This window comes from Ralstonia sp. 25mfcol4.1, assembly GCF_900104095.1.
GTDB lineage: Bacteria > Pseudomonadota > Gammaproteobacteria > Burkholderiales > Burkholderiaceae > Cupriavidus.
This window is the reverse complement of sequence record NZ_FNJO01000018.1, coordinates 74798-95511: the sequence shown is the minus strand read 5'-3', so window position 1 is coordinate 95511 and position 20714 is coordinate 74798. Positions and strand designations below refer to the sequence as shown.

General features: G+C 63.1%; 14 protein-coding genes. 2 read left to right on the top strand and 12 right to left on the bottom strand.

The features are described from left to right. Window positions 1-238: 238 nt before the first annotated feature. The 5 genes from BLQ58_RS25030 to BLQ58_RS25005 form a co-directional block, all read right to left on the bottom strand. On the bottom strand, window positions 239-454 hold the full coding sequence (locus tag BLQ58_RS25030) for a hypothetical protein (protein WP_029051465.1): 216 nt from the start codon (window positions 452-454) through the stop codon (window positions 239-241). Window positions 455-1020: 566 nt separating this feature from the next. Continuing rightward, entirely contained in the window at window positions 1021-1623 is a 603-nt protein-coding gene (locus tag BLQ58_RS25025) for a DUF6036 family nucleotidyltransferase (RefSeq protein WP_029051464.1), read from the bottom strand. A 1465-nt stretch (window positions 1624-3088) separates the two neighbouring features. Then, window positions 3089-4546, bottom strand: a complete 1458-nt coding sequence (locus BLQ58_RS25015) for an efflux transporter outer membrane subunit (protein ID WP_368086173.1) — start codon at window positions 4544-4546, stop codon at window positions 3089-3091. Further along, the gene (locus tag BLQ58_RS25010) at window positions 4543-7716 is read right to left on the bottom strand and encodes an efflux RND transporter permease subunit (protein ID WP_092602859.1); all 3174 of its coding nucleotides are present in this window, start codon (window positions 7714-7716) and stop codon (window positions 4543-4545) included. The genes BLQ58_RS25015 and BLQ58_RS25010 overlap by 4 nt, the downstream gene beginning before the upstream one ends. Window positions 7717-7718: 2 nt before the next feature. Next, window positions 7719-8915, bottom strand: coding sequence for an efflux RND transporter periplasmic adaptor subunit (locus BLQ58_RS25005; protein WP_092602857.1), 1197 nt, complete (start codon window positions 8913-8915; stop codon window positions 7719-7721). A gap of 215 nt (window positions 8916-9130) precedes the next feature. Between BLQ58_RS25005 and BLQ58_RS25000 the strand changes: the two genes are divergently transcribed. Together BLQ58_RS25000 and BLQ58_RS24995 are read left to right on the top strand one after the other, a co-directional pair. After that, complete coding sequence (locus tag BLQ58_RS25000) at window positions 9131-9811, top strand: response regulator transcription factor (RefSeq protein WP_029051695.1); 681 nt, start codon at window positions 9131-9133, stop codon at window positions 9809-9811. 15 nt (window positions 9812-9826) lie between these two features. Next, window positions 9827-11236, top strand: a complete 1410-nt coding sequence (locus BLQ58_RS24995) for an ATP-binding protein (RefSeq protein ID WP_049816001.1) — start codon at window positions 9827-9829, stop codon at window positions 11234-11236. Between the two features lie 818 nt (window positions 11237-12054). On the opposite strand, the gene BLQ58_RS24990 is transcribed toward BLQ58_RS24995, so the two are convergent. The 7 genes from BLQ58_RS24990 to BLQ58_RS24965 all read right to left on the bottom strand — a co-directional run bounded on the left by BLQ58_RS24990 (window position 12055) and on the right by BLQ58_RS24965 (window position 19957). Next, the gene (locus BLQ58_RS24990; protein WP_029051547.1) at window positions 12055-12456 is read right to left on the bottom strand and encodes a type II toxin-antitoxin system VapC family toxin; all 402 of its coding nucleotides are present in this window, start codon (window positions 12454-12456) and stop codon (window positions 12055-12057) included. Further along, complete coding sequence (locus tag BLQ58_RS24985; protein WP_029051548.1) at window positions 12453-12695, bottom strand: antitoxin; 243 nt, start codon at window positions 12693-12695, stop codon at window positions 12453-12455. The genes BLQ58_RS24990 and BLQ58_RS24985 overlap by 4 nt, the downstream gene beginning before the upstream one ends. A 332-nt stretch (window positions 12696-13027) precedes the next feature. After that, on the bottom strand, window positions 13028-14191 hold the full coding sequence (locus BLQ58_RS24980; protein WP_029051549.1) for a Wadjet anti-phage system protein JetD domain-containing protein: 1164 nt from the start codon (window positions 14189-14191) through the stop codon (window positions 13028-13030). Further along, window positions 14188-14910, bottom strand: a complete 723-nt coding sequence (locus BLQ58_RS29575) for an SbcC/MukB-like Walker B domain-containing protein (RefSeq protein WP_254776138.1) — start codon at window positions 14908-14910, stop codon at window positions 14188-14190. The genes BLQ58_RS24980 and BLQ58_RS29575 overlap by 4 nt, the downstream gene beginning before the upstream one ends. Continuing rightward, on the bottom strand, window positions 14865-17858 hold the full coding sequence (locus BLQ58_RS24975) for an ATP-binding protein (protein WP_254776136.1): 2994 nt from the start codon (window positions 17856-17858) through the stop codon (window positions 14865-14867). Before BLQ58_RS24975 ends, BLQ58_RS29575 begins: the two co-directional genes overlap by 46 nt. After that, the gene (locus BLQ58_RS24970) at window positions 17848-18534 is read right to left on the bottom strand and encodes a DUF4194 domain-containing protein (protein ID WP_092602855.1); all 687 of its coding nucleotides are present in this window, start codon (window positions 18532-18534) and stop codon (window positions 17848-17850) included. The genes BLQ58_RS24975 and BLQ58_RS24970 overlap by 11 nt, the downstream gene beginning before the upstream one ends. Continuing rightward, a complete protein-coding gene (locus BLQ58_RS24965; RefSeq protein WP_029051591.1) occupies window positions 18527-19957 on the bottom strand; it encodes a Wadjet anti-phage system protein JetA family protein in 1431 nt (476 codons plus the stop codon). The genes BLQ58_RS24970 and BLQ58_RS24965 overlap by 8 nt, the downstream gene beginning before the upstream one ends. Window positions 19958-20714 lie beyond the last annotated feature (757 nt).

The following is a 20714-nucleotide window of genomic DNA, read 5'->3' as shown; positions in this document are numbered from 1 at the left end:
AGCACAAGTGTTGCTTGCGCTCAATGGCGACCGATCGCAGATGCCAGCGTGGGCCCCACGTCCGACGGCGACGCCAACAGGAGCCAGCAACCACGAAGTCATTTTTGTCCGGGTGGATGCCTTCCGGGGGAAGACGTCGACACCCACCCGCGGCCGTTCGAGCGGTACCCATGGGATGGATTTGATGAAGGTAAGCGCGATGAAACCGGACAGATTAGTGCGTGACGATACGCCTAAACTAAGAACTTTTCCGCTGCTTCTTGCCCCGATCTGCACGGTCTTCCTTACCGGCCGTTGTCTCGCTCTTTGCCTTCTTTCCGCTCTTCGACTTCTTGCCCGACGCCGAAGCACGATCGCTGGACTTTTTGTCCGCCTTCTTGTCTTCGGATTTCTTCTCCGCCTTCTTATCCTTCTTTCTTGTGTCGTCGCTCGCTGTACCCTTGTCCTTCTTCATGATGGTCTCCTGTGAATGGTATTCAGCGTGAGGAAGGCCCACGCTCGTCGTGATATCGCAAGGGCTATGCCAAGACGCTTCACATCGCAAAGTTCACCAGGAAACTGGAGTGTCAACCACGGCGAGTCCATTCTCGCAAGGTGAAGCAGGAAAAATTGTCGTGTAAAGTCGCGCCCACGCATTTGCGGCTCTCGGCAATTGCGCTTCGGCCGCTGCCACGCCTGCGGTCTTCCGCGGCAGCGGTCGTCATTGTTTCGCTTTGGATCGCACGCTTGCCTTCGCTGCCATCCTGCGACTCAAGCGCTTCTTTCGCCTCAGTTGCCGAGAATGCTGGGCATGGCAGCGCCTCACACGACGTCTGCGATTGCGACTGCCATCTATGGCCTCGGGCTGCGGAACAAGTGGTACTTCGGATCTCGACGCTTCCGATCCCGGCGACTTTCGCAACACCTCTTGGGCAAGTTGCGCGCGTTGATGGCTGGCTGTTGATTTGCACGGAAAACGGACCCTACCCGGGTCAGTTCTCAGTGCAAATCAACAATAACGACGCCCCAAGGCGTCAGCACTTAGCATTTTGGCCGGTCCATCGCCCTGTTGGCGTCCATCGCCCGCTCCTCATCCTGAGCTATGGCGACGGCGTCCCGGAGGTTTGCGCGTAGCATCTCAATACCGCCGACATACCCACCAAGGGCTTCGGTAGCTCGCGCCTCGATCTCCGCGGCCGAAGTCAGTCCTTCCGACACCAGCGCCCGAATATCTTCCCGGTCGTTGTCGGCTAGGCGAGCGATTTTGCTGACGGCCAGATCCGTCGGTGACAGGACCCGCACACGGATTTGCTTGAGACCAAGGTCCACCGGAATCGAATCTTCCTGGTAGTCCTCGTGCATCAGAGCGAACGTGGGGTTGTAGTTGGTGTCCAGGTAGATCGCTTGCGTGACACCGTTCTCTAACTTCACGTCCACGAGCAAATCCTGCGGGAGCATCACGCGACCGGCGAACTCGGCGTCAACATCCGTCGTCACCCGGCTGGCTGTGTACAGATGAACCGCCATCCCGCCGGCCAAGTACACGGTCAGCGGCTTTTGCAGCGACAGCCGACCTTCAAGTTGCGCCATCAGATCCCGAAGGCCCTCGGCGAGAGCGGTGTGAGTGTAGAAGCCGTCGGACATGTCAGGCGTGGCGTAGACGCATGGTCAGCATGTCCCGAAGACGCGGAACACTGAGCACCCAACCGTTCCGGACAACGTCGCCACTCGCCACCAAGTCCGTAGGATGCTGGCTGAAATAGGATTCACTGACGGTCAAGAGCCTCTCCGCCTCTGACGGCATCCGCGGTCGAAGAACCATCGAGGCGAGCCGGAAAACGTTGGCTTCACGTTGATCGGTCGCACGCGCGAGTTCACCCCTTGCCGCCGCAGCGCAGCGGCTCAGTAAGGTTTGCTCAACATCTCTGGACGACATCGCATTGCTCCGATCAGAGGCGGTCCGGATTCCGCCATCGAGATCACTTTACCGGTTTATAGTGGCAATCTCAAACCCGGCGGAACAGAATCTTTAAAGTGCCTCATAAAACACTATAATTAAGGTTATGTTAAATAATTAATAAGTGGCTCATCACTGAAACAACCATGCCGTTTAGCCGCTAAACGGGGTGTCCGCCAGCGCGGCAGCGAAATTCCCGCCCTTGCGATGCCGCCAAAACTACTGTATGCATGTACAGTATTCCTGGCTGTTCTCATGTCCGTTGCCCCCACCAAGCCTTGCAGACGCCGAATACCCTCTGTTCGCGCGCGGGGCACCCAAGCCACAAGCACACCCTAGCGCGCTCGGGTTGGGCCCGTTGACTCGCTCTCCACAGCGACGGATGGATCGCCCTGGGGATCGATAAGCGGATCAACCCTCTTGGAAGAGCCGACCGAAATAGCTAGCTCCGCAGCTTCGGCGTTCACGGCAGGCAAAGTCCTCTCCAACGCCCTCCAAAAGGGGCAACTGATGGGCATTGGTGTCAACGCCAATCGGTTCTTTGCTAACCTTCTGTATCGCTGATTGTCGACGATTTAGGTTCAGTCGTCGAACAGCGGCTCCTGGCCGGATCCCGACGCCGGATCTTCAATGACCGTTGTCAGGCTTTTGACCCGGCAACACGCTGCTCAAAAGTCTGCAGCTTCAGGCCAGCATCACCGCCCTACAGGAGTATCCGTCAATGCTGTGCCGCACAATGAGTGCAGGAACATTGGCTTGGCTCTTTGCAAGTTTCGACCGCCCCAAACGTGCAAATTTCGTCGAATGGCAGCTTCGAGGAAGTACCGCTGTCCGCTCAGGGTCGCAGTCGTCTCTGGCGTCTGCAAGCCCGGCCCCAGGTAGGCCGAGGGCAGAGACCGGCCAGATACGGACATAGGGCTGTCGTGGCCCGATGCCCGCTTTAACGTGCTCACCCGTCACTGGGCAGGATTCTTGCTTAAAGACTGATGCCGGAGACCGATGCCGTCGCCCACCTTGCTACCTCTACGCCCTTGAAGGTCGGCAAAGCGTAATTGCGATGAAATGCGGCTTAAGCCGACTTCCACATAGACATCGGTCCGTTTGGAAAAGCTCCTGTGGTGTCGCCGCGCCTGGCGGCTAGCTTTTGGGACTTCACACCCCCTCCCCGCCGCCGCCAAGCACCTTGTAAAGCGTGACCAGGTTTCCCTGCCACGTCAGCTTCAGCGTGACCAGATCCTGCTGCGCGGCGTATAGGGAACGCTGCTCCACCAGCACGCTCAGGTAGCTGTCCACCCCGTTGCGATAGCGCGCCATCGACAGGTCATAGGCAGCCTGGCTCGCATCGACGAGCGACTGCTGCGCCGCCAGCCGCTCGTCGAGGGTGCCGCGTGTGGCCAGCGCATCGGCCACCTCCCGGAACGCGGTCTGGATCGCCTTCTGGTAGTTGGCCACCTCGATGCGCTCGCTCACCTCCGCGGCGTCGAGATTGGCACGATTGGCCCCGCCATCGAACAGTGGCAGGCTCACCGACGGCGCAAACGCCCACGCACCCGAGCCTGCCTTGAACAGCCCCGACAGCGCGCCACTGGCCGTACCGGTGCTAGCGGTCAGAGTGATGCGCGGGAACAGCGCCGCGCGGGCCGCTCCGATATTGGCGTTGGCCGCCTGCAGCGTGTGCTCGGCCTCCCGCACATCGGGGCGCACCAGCAGCACGTCGGACGACACGCCGGCGGACACCTCCCGCATCACGCTCGCGTTGAGGTCTTCCAGCGGCGCCACGTCGTCGGGTATCTGCGTGCCCAGCAGCAACGCCAGCGCATTGCGGTCCTGTGCCACCTGCGCGGTGTAGCGCGCCACGTCCACGCGGGCACTGTCCACGCTGGTCTGCGCCTGCTTGACGGCCAGCTCCGATGCGGTGCCAAGTTCCTGGCTCCGCCGGGTGATGTCGTAGGTGCCACGCTGCGCCGCCAATGTCTGCTGGGCCAGCCTGTACAACGCTGCGTCGCTGCTCCAGGTCAGGTAGGCGGTGGCCACTTCCGAGATCAGGGTGACCTGTGCGGCGCGACGCGCCTCGGTGGTGCCCAGGTAGCTTTGCAGCGCCTGCTCGCGCAGACTGCGCACGCGGCCGAACAAGTCGAGCTCGTAGCTGGCGGCGCCCACGCCCACGCTGTACTGGTGCGAGATGGTGGCGGATGAGCCGCGGGACGCGGTGCCGGCATATGAGGCCGGCGTGCGCGAGGCCGAGCCGTCGGCCGTGGCGTTGATTGTCGGGAACAACGCCGCACGGCTCACTTGATACTGCGCGCGCGCCTTCTCGACGTTGAGCAGGCTCACGCGCAGGTCGCGGTTGCTGTCGAGCGCCAGCGCAATCAGCCGGCGCAGCGTGGCATCGGTGAAGGCTTCGCGCCACGGCAGGTCGGCCGATACGGCGGCCGACTTATTATCCGTGGCGCCTGCGGCATCGGCGCTCTTGCCGTTTGACTCGCCTGCCGGCCACGTGGCCGGCGTGGCGGTGTCGGGCCTCTGGTAGGCCGGCGCCATCGTGCCGCATCCGGCCAGCGCCGCGGCGCAGGCCAGCGTCAGCGCTGCGAGAGAAGTACGCTGCATCATGTCGGCTCCTGGGTATCGGTATGGGTATCGGCATCGGGTGCTATGCGCGGCCGCCGTGCGGCGCGTTGCGCCATCACGTCGGTAATCATGTGGAAGAACAACGGCGCGTAGAAAATGCCGAGCAGCGTGGCGGCCAGCATGCCGCCGGCCACGCCGGTACCCAGCGCGTTCTGGCTGCCGGCACCGGCGCCGGTGCTCACCGCCAGCGGCAGCACTCCAAGGATGAACGCGAACGACGTCATCAGGATTGGGCGCAGCCGCATGCGCACGGCTTGCAGCGTGGCCCGCGTCAGGTCCATGCCCTCGCCGTGGAGCTGCTTCGCGAACTCCACGATCAGAATGGCATTCTTGGCCGAGAGCCCGATCGTGGTTAGCAGGCCCACCTGGAAGTAGATGTCGTTGTCGAGCCCGCGCAGCGTGGCCGCCACCAGCGCGCCCAACATGCCCAGTGGCACGACGAGCATCACTGAGAACGGAATCGACCAGCTCTCATAGAGCGCTGCCAGGCACAGAAACACGAACAGCACCGAGAGCGCATACAGCGCTGGCGCCTGCGAGCCGGACATGCGCTCCTGGTCAGATAGCCCGGTCCACTCGTGGCCGATGCCATCGGGCAGCGTGGCCAGGATGCGTTCGATCGCGGCCATGGCCTCGCCCGAGCTCTCGCCCGGCGCGGCCTCGCCGACGATCTCGACCGACGACACGCCGTTGTAGCGCTCCAGGCGCGGCGGCCCCTGCGTCCACGATGCCGTGGCGAACGACGAGAACGGCACCATGTCGCCATCGGCATTGCGCACGTACCAGTGATCGAGGTCCTCGGTCATCATCCGGCTCGATGCCACACCCTGCACATAGACCTTCTTGACCCGACCTTGGTGCAGGAAATCGTTCACGTAGGCACCGCCCCACGCCGTGGAGAGCACGTCGTTGATGTCGGCCACGGTCACGCCGAGCGCGCCGGCCTTGGCGTGGTCGATGTGCAGGCTGACCTGCGGCGTGTCGTCTTGACCATTGGGACGCACTGCCATCAACGCCGGATCCTTTGCGGCGGCAGCGAGCAGCGTGTCCCGCGCGCCCATCAGCTTGTCGTGGCCCAGGCCGCCTGTGTCCTTGAGCTGCAGGTCGAAGCCGGTGGAATTGCCCATGCCCATCACGGCGGGGGGCACCATTGGGAACACATTGGCTTCGCGGATCTTCGCGAAGGCCATGCGGGCGCGCCCGGCCAGTGCGGCGGCACGCAGCGATGCCCGGTTGCGCACACTCCAGTCCTTGAGTTGCACGAACACCATCGCATTGTTCTGGCCGTTGCCGCCAAGGCTGAAGCCAACCACCGCAAACGCGGACTCGACCGCGTCCTTCTCCTGCGTCAGGTAGTATTGCTCCACCCGCCGGATCACTTCGAGCGTGCGCGCCTGCGTGGCGCCGGCCGGCAGTTGCACCTGCGTCATGATGATGCCCTGGTCCTCCTCAGGCAGGAACGATCCGGGCAGGCGGGCCAGCAGCAGCGCCATCACGACCCCAAGGGCCACATAGAGTGCCAGGTAGCGGCGCCGCCGGCCGAGCATGCCGCGCACCGCGCCTTCATAGCGCGTGGCGCCGCGGTCGAATGTGCGGTTGAGCCAGCCCAGCAGCCCGCGCGACGCTGGCCCACCACCGGGCGCGTGCTGCGGGTGTGGCTTCAGCAGCGCCGCGCAGAGCGCCGGCGTCAGCACCATCGCCACCACCACCGACAACGCCATGGCCGACACGATGGTCACCGAGAACTGCCGGTAGATCACGCCGGTGGAGCCACCGAAGAACGCCATCGGCACGAATACTGCCGACAGCACCAGCGCAATGCCGATCAACGCGCCGGTGATCTGCGACATCGATTTGCGCGTGGCTTCGCGCGGCGACAAGCCTTCCTCGCTCATCACCCGCTCGACGTTCTCGACCACCACGATGGCGTCGTCCACCAGCAGCCCGATGGCCAGCACCACGCCGAACATCGTCAGCGTGTTGATCGAGAAGCCCAGCGTCGCGAGCACGCCGAACGTGCCCAGCAGCACCACGGGCACGGCAATCGTTGGGATCAGCGTGGCGCGGAAGTTCTGCAGGAACACGTACATCACTAGGAACACCAGCACCACGGCTTCCAGCAGCGTCTTCACCACTTCTTGGATGGACAGCGTGACGAACGGCGTGGTGTCGTACGGATACACAGCCTTCACGCCGGCCGGCAACGAGGCCGACAGCTCCGCCACCTTGGCCTTCACGGCCTGCGCGGTGCTCAGCGCATTGGCGCCGGTGGCCAGCTTGATGCCCAGACCTGTGGCGGGCTTGCCGTTGAAGCGCGAGGTGGAGTCGTAGCTCTCACTGCCGATCTCAACCTTGGCGACGTCGCGCAGTCGCACGGTGGCGCCATCAGTGGCGGTCTTGAGCAGGATTGCCTCGAACTCCGCGGGCGTCTGCAGGCGGCTCTGCGCCGTGACCGTGGCGTTGAGTTGCTGCCCCGCGACCGCTGGCGCACCGCCAATCTGGCCGGCGGAGACCTGCGTGTTCTGCGCCTCGATCGCGGTCTTGATGTCTGCGGGTACGAGTTTGTAGCTGCGCAGGCGGTCAGGGTCCAGCCAGATGCGCATGGCGTACTGCGCGCCGAAGACCTGGACGTCGCCTACGCCGTCCACGCGGCTGATCGGGTCCTGGATGCTGGACACCGCGTAATTCGACAGGTCCGCCTGGCTCATCTTGCCGTCCTCGGAGACGAAACCGACGATCAGCAGGAAGCTAGTGGACGACTTGGTCACCGACACGCCAAGCTGCTGCACCGTGGTGGGCAGCAGCGACGTGGCGAGCTGCAGCTTGTTCTGCACCTGCACCTGCGCGATGTCGGGGTCGGTGCCGGCGTTGAACGTCAGCCGGATCGACGCATTGCCTGACGAGTCGCTCGACGACGACATGTAGCGCAGGTTGTCGATGCCCTTCATCTTCTGCTCGATGACCTGCGTGACGCTGTCCTCGATGGTCTTGGCTGAGGCACCGGGATAGGTGGCCGAGATGCTGACCGAAGGCAGCGCGATCTCGGGATACTGGGCCACCGGGAGCGTGCGGATGGCCAGGGCGCCCGCCAGCATGATGACGATGGCAATGACCCACGCGAAGATGGGCCGGTCGATGAAGAAGCGCGACATCGTTATTCGGCCCTCCCCGCCTCACCGGGCTGCGCGTGGCTCGCCACCACGGGCGCCGCCGCCGGCCTGACATCGGCCGCGACCGGCGTCACCGCCATGCCGTCGCGCACCTTCTGCAGGCCGTCCACCACCACGCGGTCGCCCGCGCTGATGCCCAAGGCTACCACCCAGTTGCCACCGGCGCTGCGCGACGTGCTGACTTGCCGCACATGGATTCGGTTATCGCGGTCCAGCACCATCACCGTGGGATTTCCTTTGCTGTCACGGCTCACGCCCTTCAGCGGCACCAGCAGCGCCTTGTCCTCCACGCCTTCCTGCAGCACCGCGCGCACGTACATGCCTGGCAGCAACTGCTGCCTGGGGTTGGCGAACGTGGCGCGCAGGGTGACCGCGCCGGTGCTCTGTTCCACCGAGACTTCGGTGAATTGCAGGCGGCCCGCCTGCGCGTAGGTGCTGCCGTCCTCCAGCACCAGCTTCACGTCGGCCGCGCCGTGCTGCAGCGTGCCTTCGGCCAACCGGCGGCGCAGCCGCAGCAGTTCGGCGCTGGACTGCACCACGTCCACGTAGACCGTATCGAGCTGCTGCACCGTGGCCAGCGCCGTGGTCTGGCTGGCCGTCACTAGCGCACCGGCCGTGACGCTCGACCTGCCAATGCGCCCCGTGATCGGCGACGTCACCCGGGTGCGTTGCAGGTCGATGCGCGCGCTCTGCAGCGCGGCTTCGTTCGAGATGACCTCGGCCTCGTAAGCGTCGAGCGACGCCTTGGCGTCGTCGTAGTCCTGCTGGCTCACACCCTTGATGTCGAGCAGCGCCTTGTAGCGCTGCGCCTTGAGCTTCGCTGTGGCCAGCGAGGCCCGCGACTTGGCCACCGCGCCACGCGCGTTGTCGTAGGCGGCCTGGTAGGAGGCCGCGTCGATCTGGTACAGCACGTCGCCGGCCTTGACCTCGCTTCCCTCGGCAAACAGCCGCTTCTGCACAATGCCACTCACCTGCGGGCGCACTTCGGCCACCAGCGTGGCCGAGACGCGACCCGGCAGCTCGGTCGTCAGCGTGGTGCTGGCCGGCTGGATGGTGACCACCCCAACTTCGGGGGCGGCGGCAGAGGGCGCCGCGCCTTCATTGCCGTGGCAGCCGGCCAGAATTGCAATGCCGGCCACCGCCAGGGCTAGCGGCGGCATGCGTTGGATACGAGTTCTCATGCGTTCCTTTTCCTGAAGCCCGGCGCGGTTGCCCAATGTGATGCAAGGGCAACGCCGACACCGTTCAATTGGCATGCGGCCATTGTCGCGAGGGGCGTCACGGGCAGGGGTAAGCATTCGAAAAGGAATTCGTAAAGAAGCTGTAAAGCCGCAGTTTCGGGGCCAGCGCGGCGGCCCGAATGGCCGATAATGCGGCAACGGAAAATGGGGATAACGTGGAAATCCTGCTGATCGACGACGACGCGGAACTGTGCGAGATGCTGGGCGAATACCTGGCCGGCGAAGGCTTCGCCGTGACGGCCTGCGCTAATGGAGAGGCCGGCGCGGAGCTAGCTGTCTCTGGCCGCTTCGTGGCGGTGGTGCTGGACATCATGCTGCCGCGCGTGAGCGGCATCGACGTGCTGCGCGAGATCCGCACCCGCAGCGCCGTGCCGGTCATCATGCTGACGGCCAAGGGCAGCGACATCGACCGCGTGATCGGCCTGGAACTTGGCGCCGACGACTACGTGCCCAAGCCCTGCTACCCGCGCGAACTAGTGGCGCGCCTGCGCGCCGTGCTGCGGCGTACGCAGGGTGGCGTGCAGGCCGAGCGCACTGACGAACTGACCGCCGGGCTGATCACCATCGCCCCATCGCAACGCGTGGCCCGCGTGGGTAGCCAGCCGCTGGACCTGACCGTGACCGAATTCAACCTGCTTGAATACCTGGTGCGCCATGCCGACCGCGCCGTTTCGAAGGACGACCTGTCGCTGCAGGTACTGGGCCGGCCGCGCATGCAGTACGACCGCAGCCTCGACGTGCACGTGGGCAATCTGCGCCAGAAGCTGACCGCCGCAGGCGCGCCCGAATCGATGCTTGCCACGGTCTGGGGCTTCGGCTACCGGCTCGATAGCTAACAGGGTAACTGAACGATGAAGCGCCACGCGGAGACTTCCATCCCGAACTGTCCCGACACCCCCAACGCACCCAACACCCCGGATGCGCCCAAGCCGCCACGCCGCTCCTGGCTGGGCCGCCTGCCCGTGGGCGGGCTGTTCTGGAAGATCATGGCCGGCTTCTGCCTGACCGTGACGGCGGTATCAATCGGCATCTGGCTATGGTTCACGGTGCTGCGCAACGATGCCCCGCACGTGCAGCTCATCCATGAAATACAGCAGGCTTCCGCACGCAACACGCTGGCTGCCGCACGCACCCTGATGGAAACGGGTGGACAGCCCGCGCTTGAGCGCTTCCAGAGCGAACTGGTTGGCCAAGGCACGCTGACGTGGTCGCGTGTTTCCACCACGTCCGATCCGCTGGCCGAGGATCTCGTCTGGAGTCCGGACGGCCAGCCGTGGCAGATCCACTATGTGCCGCCCGACGTGCTGTCGCGGGTGCCCCCCGATACCGGACCGCCTGCGCCGATCATTGTGCTCTACGTGCTTTGCGGCCTGCTCTACAGCATCGCGTTGGCCTGGTACCTGACCGCGCCGCTGCAACGGCTGCAGCGCGCGTTCGATCGCTTTGGCGCAGGCGATCTGGCAGTGCGCACTGCCGCCGGCGTGCAGGGCCGCCACGACGAGATCGCCGAACTGTCGCGCGACTTCGACGCCATGGCCGCACGTATCTCCCGGCTTGTGGAAGGCCGCGAGCGACTGCTGCACGATGTGTCGCACGAACTGCGCTCCCCGCTTGCACGCCTGCACGTGGCGGCCGCGCTGGCGCGCCAGGAACCCGCCCGCATCGGCCAGTCGCTGAACCGCATCGAACGTGAGGCGGCGCGTCTGAACGAACTCGTTGCCGGCTTGCTGACGCTATCGCGGATAGAGAGCGGAACCCAGCCGGTGGTCGACCATTTCGACCTGCGGGAACTCTGTGAAGCCGTTGCCGCCGACGCCGATTTTGAAGGCTCGCACCGCGGCGTGCGCATTCGCTTCGAGGCAGCCTCCCCGGCCGAGGCGCCGATGCGCGGCAATCTGGAACTGATCCGCCGCGCGGTCGAGAATGTCATGCGCAATGCGCTTCATGTGTCGGCATCGGGCCAGACGGTGACGGTGAGCTTTGTCCACGACACCGACCGGCGCCTTTACCGCATTCACGTGTCCGACGAGGGCCCTGGCGTGCCGCCGCGGTTGCTGGAAACTATGTTCGAGCCGTTCGTCCAGGCCCAATCCAACCAAGGCGGCTTCGGCCTGGGCCTGTCCATTGCCCAGCGCTCCATCGCTGCCCACGGCGGCACCGCGACTGCCGCCAATCGCGTGCAAGGGGGCCTCGAGGTCAGCATCGTGCTGCCCGCGGGCACATCTTGCGCTTTTTCCGCCACAGCGCCTCGGCCGGCCTAACGGCCACCGCATGCGGCGATTGAATGCCTCGGAAACCTCCGAGCATTCGTTTTTTTGGGTGGCTTTGCAGACTTGTTCGAAAGATCTCGCCGCAATCTCTATACGGACAGTGGGGGCGAGGCAGCAAAGGAGAACGGCGAGTTCGCGAGCATTGCTGCGCCGGCCAAATCTATGGCCTGCGTTTACGGGGTGTAGACGGCCGCAATTTGACCGGTATCGGACGCCCGATGTGCCGGTTGCAACGACCGGCGGTCGGTCCGCCAAGGCCGGCTAAGAACGAGTTTGTGTAATCCGGGCGGCAACGGCCTCGCACTGCGAGACGTAGACCGCGGTGCTACCCGGCACCTCCACCAACGTTGAACTCGCGCGCTGGCAGATCGAGACTAATGTCCGGCTCCAAATACCTCGGCAGCCCGTCGCCCTCGATGCGTCGCTAGGCGTAGTTGTTCTTTCGGTGCAAAATCTGGCGCTAGCCAGTAGAGGAACCGTATGCAGCAAGCCTTCGTTGTCGACCGCGCTTTGTGAGATAGGCGCTCTTGCAAACCATTGAATCCGTATGAATTTTTGCTGCCTAACCGCCAGATTTCGCACCAAAAGTACGATCACCCCTAGGGGCGATCAACGGTTCAGGAGGAGGAGCAAAGGACCAGTCAGCAAGTGACTGATGTGACTGGGGTATCAGGCGAGCGCGGCCCGGAAACCCGCACGGATGCTAGGGGTGGCTACCCCGGTAAATTGCACGGGAATCGAGGGGACCCCTACTGGCGATACCGCCGGCTATAGGAGTCGTCTCAGGCCATAGACTGTGCACAGCATTCCTAGTGGCCGCCAGCATGCCAGTCTTCGACCAGCAGCTGCGTCACACGGGAAAACTCGCGTACGTTGTGTGTCACAAGAATGAGGTTGCGCGCCCTCGCCTGTCCGGCAATCAAGGTGTCATAAGGGCCGATCGGCGTACCAGCGGCCGCCAGTTGTGCACGAATTTCGCCTGCGTGCTGGGCGTCCTCCGTATCAAATGGCACCACCTCAAGCTGCAACGCTTCGATTCGCGCAAGGTTCGCCGCCGCGCGCTGGCTCTTGTAAGCCCCGTAGTACAACTCGTGAGCAACGATGGACGGCATCCCGAAGTCCGCCGGCAAATGCGTTCGCAGACGGGCAAGCATGTTGGGCTCGCCCTTGAGCATCGCGATCACCGCGTTGGTATCGAGAAGATACTTCATTCAAAGACGTCCAGGCCAGGCCGCTCCTGCTCCCCAGGCTGGGAGACCGCCGCTGCCTCAAAATCCGCATCGACTGGTCCGATCAGCGGTGATAGCCAGGCCCAATCTTGCGGGACTGGTTCCAGGATAACGGCGGCGCCGTGTCGGCGAATCCGCACTTCCGCACTGTCGAAACGATAGTCCTTGGGCAAACGTACGGCTTGGGAGCCGCCATGGCGGAAGATCTTGGCAAATTCCATTTTTACCCCCCTTTTTTTGTATCTACAAAACGTAGATATCATACAGGCGCAAGGCAGCTGATTCAACCTTCCCGCACGCTTGCTCCTCACGAGTTGCTAAGGGGAGCTCGCCCTGGCCATTCCCAAGTAACCCTCCAATTTGGAAGAACGTTGTGACGACCGAAGAATTGGCCTGACATATCACGGTCCCATGCAGATCCCCTGGGCTCAAGCTCTGCGCCGGTCATTCGATCTACAGTCTGCTTCGAGGAGCACGGAGCATTGAGAATGCGCTTCTCAATACGCTTTGCCTGGCAGGTTTTCGCGTCGTTGTCTGGTATGGGGATCCGACGCTACAGACTTTCTTGATCGACAAATCGGCCAAGCCTACGTAGTGCCGGAAGCAGCACTTCATCTGCATAACGGCATCCGGTAAGGCCAGGATCGGTCTGCCCCGACTTCTTTGCCTCATCCGGGGCGTGGGATTCCTCGGCGAACAGGTGTGTAAGCAGCGCATCGTAGCCAGCCTGCCATGCTTGTGCTTCTGGGAACACTACTCGCAACTCCTTGAGGATCCCCATCCCGGCAAAATCCAGGTCGCCCCAGAAATGAACAGGGCGCGTCATGTCGTTGCCGTGCAGCCACGTAAGAACGCTGAGCCCCAATGCCGTATTCCGCTCAAACACGCTAGGGGCGAAATAAACCGAGCTCCCCATCGGCTGGCGCAGGCGCCTCGCGCTTGCCTTGTAGCCTGATGCATATATCAGGACAAATCCTTCGGCAGCGCTTATCCTCCCCGCCGCCATCGCTTCAAAAGTTGCGGCGTTTTCCACAAACAGAATCGGGGCGGCAGGATCGGCTGTACGGGTGGCTACCAGCAGTTGCACCGGCTTGTCCGGAAACGGGCAGACGTCCGTGTCAAGCAACAAGGCAATGGCTTCCTGCTGGCCGTTAAGAATTTTAGACAATCCCCAGAACTGCCGGCTTGCGACTTCATGGAGCATGAGGTTCTCGCCCGCAAGCGCCGAGATGTCCGCAAAACGCTCCAGCACGTGCTCCGGTGAACGTGAGAGGATGAGGACCGGGCGGGACAGCAGTCGCTCGCACAGCGCCGCGTTGCTAAAGCGCGCCGGCACGGCCTGCCGCCACTGAGCCATCCAGGTGACCAAGGCACTGGGCTGACGCCCCGTCTCGTCGCGAAGAAATGCCTCCGCTCTTTCAGCAATGACAAGCTTCGGTGAGCGCTCCCAGATGTCGAGATCCCGCTGGCCGCGCCGTTGGTCGAGCACCAGCGCCAACCCGGGCTGCGCCTGCAGCGCTTCCAGGGCGCGCCACACGAACATGCGTTCGCCGTGCAGGGCAATGGCAAAAAATTCCGGCCACGTCTCGGCACGCAACGAGAAGCTGATGTCGCGGCGCCTCTCAGCAAATGGCTTAGCCTCGATGCGGTCCACCAGTGCATTCAGCAACGCGGTCAGGGCTGCCGGCCGGCGCGCCAGAAGGTCCTCTGCGCTCATGTCCCTATGTCCGAGATCAACTGCTTGCGTGCCTCCTGAATGTCGAACTGCCATGCCGCTTCACGCTGCACCGCCTCACGGCGTTCAGTCCAGAGGGCTTGCAGCCGGTCGGCCTTCAACAGGGAACTGTCCACCTCGGTAATCTTATCTAGTTCCCCTGCCAGACCCTCCACCTTCATCAGGGAAAAACGATGCTCGAAACTGAACAACTCGAGCAGTGGGCCAGACGCGCGGGAGGGCATGGCAACGACCAGTTGCAGGCCGAGATTCTCGTTAAGGTAACGCATCACTGCAGCAGTGCGCCCCTCATCCATCTTGTCGAAGGCCTCGTCGATCATCATCAGTTTCAGGCTCGGCGTCTTCTCGAACTGGCGAAATGCCTGGGCCAGCACTGCGGCCCTTACGAGATAGGCCGGCGTCATCAACTCGCCTCCCGAGAACGTTGCCATTCTCGCCAAGGACGCCTCGCGTCCATCTTCCGAATACTTGCGGATGTCATATTGGCGATAGTTTCGGTAGTCTGCTATGTCCTTCAGTCGCCGCAACGCGTGGTCGCGGTTGGTGTCGAGCAATAGCAGCTTGATGTCGTCCAGCGCCACGACGCTGTCGGCCGACAGCACGCCTGCGTCCGCCGAGAATAGGTCCACCGGCGTTTGCGTCTCGGCTAGCCGGTTCAATTCCTGGAACAGGTCGAAGTACTTCTTGTACTCCTTAACCATCTGCCCGTATTCGATCTCGAAACGGTCTTCGCCGAATGCCAGTCGCTTGAGCTTCTCGTTGAGCCGCTTGAGGGGATCGATGCCCTGCTCCACCGCAGTGCGTACGGCCAACGCGAAATGCGTACTGAAGGTATTGTTGAAGCTCTTCTCGGCACCCGCAGCTCGCTGGTGTTGTTCAGAATGCGCACTTGGTCCAGCCGTTCTAGCATGGCCGCGATCTGCCGCCGGGCGGCGGGTATGCAGCCATAGGCTTGCCACTCGTACTCCCCCTGTGTTGACTGGCAAGGCTGAAAGTCGACTCGTTCATCGAACGACGAAGACAATAGGTTATGTGCCTCCAATTTTCGCTCGAATGCCTCCCGCTCCTGGCGGTAGAGGCCGGCCTGCTGGCGTCGCCGTCCATCGAAGGACGCGGAGGTCTGCTCCATGGCTGCATCCCGGGCGCGCCGGTCCAGCCGGACCGGATCGAAGTGTGGATTGAGCCGAATCAGTTCTGCGACGCGGGCGTTGACCTGCCTCACCCCGTCTTGGCACCCCGCAAGCTTAGCCTCGGCGTCAGCGATGTTCCGTTCGAAGCCACGCGCCTGCCCCTGCGCGTCGCCCGCCAAGCGCGATGCAGTATTGGATAGGCGTTGGTGGCCGTCCAATAACTGTTCCGCACGCGAGACGCGGCGCTCCAGCGCGATGAGATCGGAATCATCCAGACTGGCGAGCTCCGCTGCGAGACTACTCAGTCCGCGCTGCGTCTCACCCAGCTTGTCCAGCATTGGCGCGATTGGGACAAGCTTCAGCCCGAGCAAACGCGCGCCCCAAGCGGCCAACGCCGCAGCGCTTGCACGATGTGTGTCCCTTTCTCGCGTCTTTTCTTCGATCTCACGGGAAAGCCTTACCACGCGCTTACGCCGCGCCTCTGCACCGAAGGCAAGTTCGCCATCCTCCACCCACGACGAGAACATCTTGAACCCACCGCTGGCCATGCCGTCCATGGTCAGTGCCTGTGGCGCGCCGCGCAGCGCCTGCGCATCCGCTACCTTGACATAACGGCCGTAGCTTGCAACCAGATAGGCGCGCGCGGTCTCATCGGCGATCACCAGCTCCTGCAGTACGGCATCGGGCGACAGCGCTTGGTTTTCCGCCCGCCGTTTGGCGAGTTCACCCTGCACCACAGAAGCTTCTCGCCCTTGCCTAACCGCCGGCATCTCATGCCGCATCGACCGAATAGCGCTCGCCTCGTACTGCGGGTCCACGAGGATTACGAAGCGGTTGCCGCCCAAAAGCCCTTCGATGGCGTTCTGCCAGCGTGAGCCCTCACGCGGCTGAACAAGGTTGCAAAGCACCTGAGGACGGGCGGCCGGTATCTGAGTTTCCAGATGCCGGACTGCGGCCTCCACATGCGCCGGCAAATCAAAGTGGCCGTCTTCAAGCCCTTGCCGGCGCCGCTTCAGCTCGTCGATTTCGCCTTGCAGAGCGGCAGCGCGATCAGACTCCCGCACCTGCTCCTGTATCACTGCGCCATATAGGCCTTCGGCGCTGTTCAATTGCTGCGAAATGGAAGCCAGGGCGGCATCCATCCTGGCGAACCGGTCGCGCTGCAAGCTTGCCGGGTCAATCTGCGCGCCTGTCAGCATTGCCGCCAATTCACGCGCGGCAGCTCGGCCGTCGGTGGCATCGATCGCCGCGGCCTCGACAACGAGACGCTCCACATGGGGTGCGTAGGCGCAGGCCTGGGGTGCCGGCTGTTTAGCCAGGGTAGCCAGTTCGTCCAGCACGCCTCGCAAGCCCGTCAGGGCGGCTAGGACGTCCAACGCGATTTGCGATCGACTTTCAGTGGCCACGGTCATCTCGCGGCCGAGGCGCTCACGCTCCTGGGCCACCGGATTGCCGTTGAGTCGCCCCTTCGCCGTGCCATGCATTTCCGTGGCGCGCTTTAACGCCTGTGCATGCCGGTCGGCAAGCGCCTGCTGTTTTTCGACATCGGCTAAGGCACGGCGCCGGCTGGCCTCCAGTCTTTGGATTTCCTCCTCGACATCCTGCTGCCGGCGCAGCGCCTCACCCAGTTCGGCCTCCATGGCCTCTTCGAACGCATCCAGGAACGCATCCGCGTGTGCCTTCAGCACGCCCAGCCGCTCCCGGCATGCCAGTAATTCGGTGGCGATCTTGCGCAGACGCTGTACGTTTTGCATGAGCGAAGCGATATGCCCGATCTGATCGGAGAAATCAGGCTCGGCTAGCACTTGCTCCCGGATCAGCTCGTCCACCGAGCCGACGGTCTTGCGGGCAATGGACTGGACAAAAGCCCGCGCCGCGGCTTCGGCCTCACGCGGCCCCACAAGCGTCTTGCCGCCACCGCGAAACTCGGCATAGAGCTTGCACAGATAGTCTTCGATACTGTTCTCGAACGGCAGAACGCGCGGATAGCGCTGGCGCAGCCGATGGTATATATCCTCGACCTTCACGGCCGTAATCGAATTGCCCTTGCGGGACTCGATGAAATCCGCCTCGATTGCGCGGCTGCCTGGCAGCACAAAGTAGAGCTTGCGCGCCACGTCGACGCTTCGACCTTGCTCGCGCGTACCGGACACGACGGCTTCCACCGCTACCACGGCGGTGAATGGTTCGGCGGACTCCCCCTCATCGGGCGCGAAGACCGCTACGACATAGGTGTGAGACCCATAAGGTCGAACGCATAGATTGTCGCGCATGCCTACCGCATAGGACGCCAGCGTCCGCCTCACCTTGCCACCCGCACGCGAGACACCGCTCTCATCCTGCGCGGAGTTGAAAACGTTGATGTGCTGCTTGCCGCCGGTCATGACCAGCTGAATTGCGTCTTGGAAAGAAGACTTCCCAACGCCGGTCGAACCCGATAGCAAGGTGGTGTGGCCAAAGGGGTATTCCCGGGACACCACGAAACCCCAGTTGACCAGGATGAGCTTCTCAAGCTTCATCTTCAGGCTCCGGCGACGTGACGGCCGACACGGGTGCCCGTGTTTCGACCAGCAGGGCATCGATAGCGGAATCCGCCACGAACTGCAGGATCGTTCCACGAATGGCGACCAGAGCGTCAGCATCTTCCACCTCGGAGTCCGCCCGGTAGTCGATCAGGCGGGCGCGCTTCAGGTCGGCGAAGAGCTTCTCCCGCGCAGTCTTGGCTGGCAGTGAGCGACGCGCCTGGGCAGTCAGCGTGGCATTCAAGTACTCAACGGTAACGAGCGCCTCGTTGCGCTCATTGATCGAGCCTAGCCGCAGGCTTTCGTTGTACAGCAAGCGAAGTACCAGGCAGCATGCCACGAAATCCGCGGAGAGCTTCGCCCGCACGGCGTCCACCGCAATAGCGTCGTCCTCGGCGGGTAGTCCCGGCACGCGCGCCCCTGGCGGGTAAAGCCGGAAATAACTCTGATGCCGCTCGTGCAGGAGCCGGAAGCCGCCCACGTTGAAATACGCATTGAGCAGGACCTCGATACGCACGGCGTCATCATAGAGCTGACGCTCGATGGCGCTGTCTTCCCGGTGCAGGATGGACAGCCCGAACAGGCGGCCGAGAATCTGCTGGAACGCCTCCGGCCTGACGCCCCCCGCCTTCAGTTCCGCCTCCACCAGTTGGCTAATCGTAATTTCATCCATGGTCGATGTATCGCCTCCTGATTGCATAGTCGGTGCCAGACATGATGGCATTGTCCAGCGGCTCGGCGTCTAGCCGTTCCACCTCTAGCCCCTCATGGTCCCGTGCAGCCTCGACGGCCCGCAACAACGATAACGCTTGGATGGCATCGTCGACCGGCAACTCGGACAGGCGCAGCCCGCCTGAGCCACGCATGGCGCCGAGCAGGTAATCCACGACATCGTGATGCGACAGGGAGAAGGCCCGCTCCGCCGATTGCCGTACGAATTGACGCAAACGCTCTTCCCGTGTGATTTCCGGAACAATGCTCACCGCCTGTGCCCGGTTACGCTCGGCTGCCTTTCTCGGATGCACCGCGGCGGGATCATAAAGCGCCACGCTTACCGGTGCCAGCACGGCTCCCTGCCGCTCCAGCCATGCGCCTTGCTCCCGCTCTGGCATCTCCCCAAGGCGGCGGATCAGCGCGGACAATGCGGCCCCGCTGCCCGATGCCCCCATGAACAGACTCTGCGACAACAAGACCACATGGCGGCGGACATAGCTTTCCATGGCCCGGAACAATTCCGGCTGCTTCGTCCGACAGGCCGCAGTCACCATCTCGTCGATCCGATCCAGCATCCATCTCAAGATTGCCCCGTCCGGCGCGGACTGCGCGGCCCACGCCGCGTGGTTGGCCAGGTCATCGTCAATGGATTGCATCTCGGCTGCACTCAATTCGTTAAGACGTTCGATCAGCGCCCCAATGTCCAGGCGGTGGCGCTCGGCATTGTCATAGACCAGCCGGGGCGAGAATTCGTCACGAAAACGTCGTTCTACGAACTCTATGAACCCATCCCAATTGCCCTGCACATGCGCATCGAGCAATATCTTGCGGGCCAGGTCGTAGAAGAGTTCGATGTCCTCGGAGAGGTCGGCAATAACCCGATCCGCATACTCGTAGGCGTCGAGCAGGTCTTCCACGTCGCGGCGCTCGATGAAAGCGCTCAGTGCGTTCTTGCAGGAGCGCATGTTGCGCTGACGGGTCCGTTCCCGTGGACGGTCGGCTAGCGTCAGCGCCTGAGCAAAGATCTTTCCGGCGCGGGTGAAGCGATAGGCTGTTATCAGTCGGACGCGATCCTCCGCGGTTTCGAGCCAGCCGTCCGCGACGAGGAGGCGCACGATGGCGCTTGCCAGCTTTTGGTCGTCTGCAAGGTCACCGGCGTTGAATCCATCGTCGCCATCTTCCCCGGCAAGGTCGGCCGACAGCGCGGCAGACTGTATGGTCTGAACGAACAGGTCACGCAAGTCCTCGCGCCCGAGGATGGAACGGTAGTCAGCATGGGAACCATAAAGCCGCGCATAGAATGCGCGGATGCAGGCGGCGATCAACCGGCGTCTCTTCAGTGTCAGCGGACGAAAGAACTGCGGATAACCCGAATCCACCATGGCGGCTGATGTCCCCTCTTGATACCAAGTGTTGCACCTGCGTAGCGTCGACGCAGCGACCAAGAGCGTACGATATCATCCCTGTCCGCACTGCCAGGCCACGACCTACCTGAACGATTCCACATTGCCGCCTGTGCCACCTGCTCGGTCCCTTCGACTACGCCCGGCGAGCCTGCGAACCCTACGCGCGCAAGGTCCCCGGTTCTGCCCGGCTCTACCCCTTGGGCTTCCTGCGCAATGGCCGCCGCCAGGCCTGCTGAGTCCGCTAGTTAGAATTGGAGCAGCACCGGCCGCGCCCGCCGACCTGGCTTTCAGCCCTACCGCGCCCCGACCAGGTCTGGCCCGTCTTGGGGTTGCGGTTGATCCTGTCCCCGAGGGCATTGACAACGCCCACACTCGCTGGCACGCCTCCCCGCCGTAGGGCCCATAGTAGCCGCGCGGCATTTTGCGCTGCATTGCTATCTGTCACTAACTGAGCATTGACTGCCAAGTGCTGATGCCCTCGCCTGGCGACGGGAGTTGGAAGGGCCTGATCACAACACGGCCCTAGCGTGGCTGCTCGGGGCTCCACGGCTGAAGTTACCGCTCATTTGAAGAAGGGGCGCTGGAATTCAGCCATCGCGGGCGGTCCTCCCTCAACCTACTTTGGCAGGCTGAAGATCATGAGTAACGTGTCTTATGCAGCACCTATTCCACTTTGGCACTAACAGCGCGGGATCGACCGCAATTTATGTTAAATGAGGTGTGTACTTCGGAA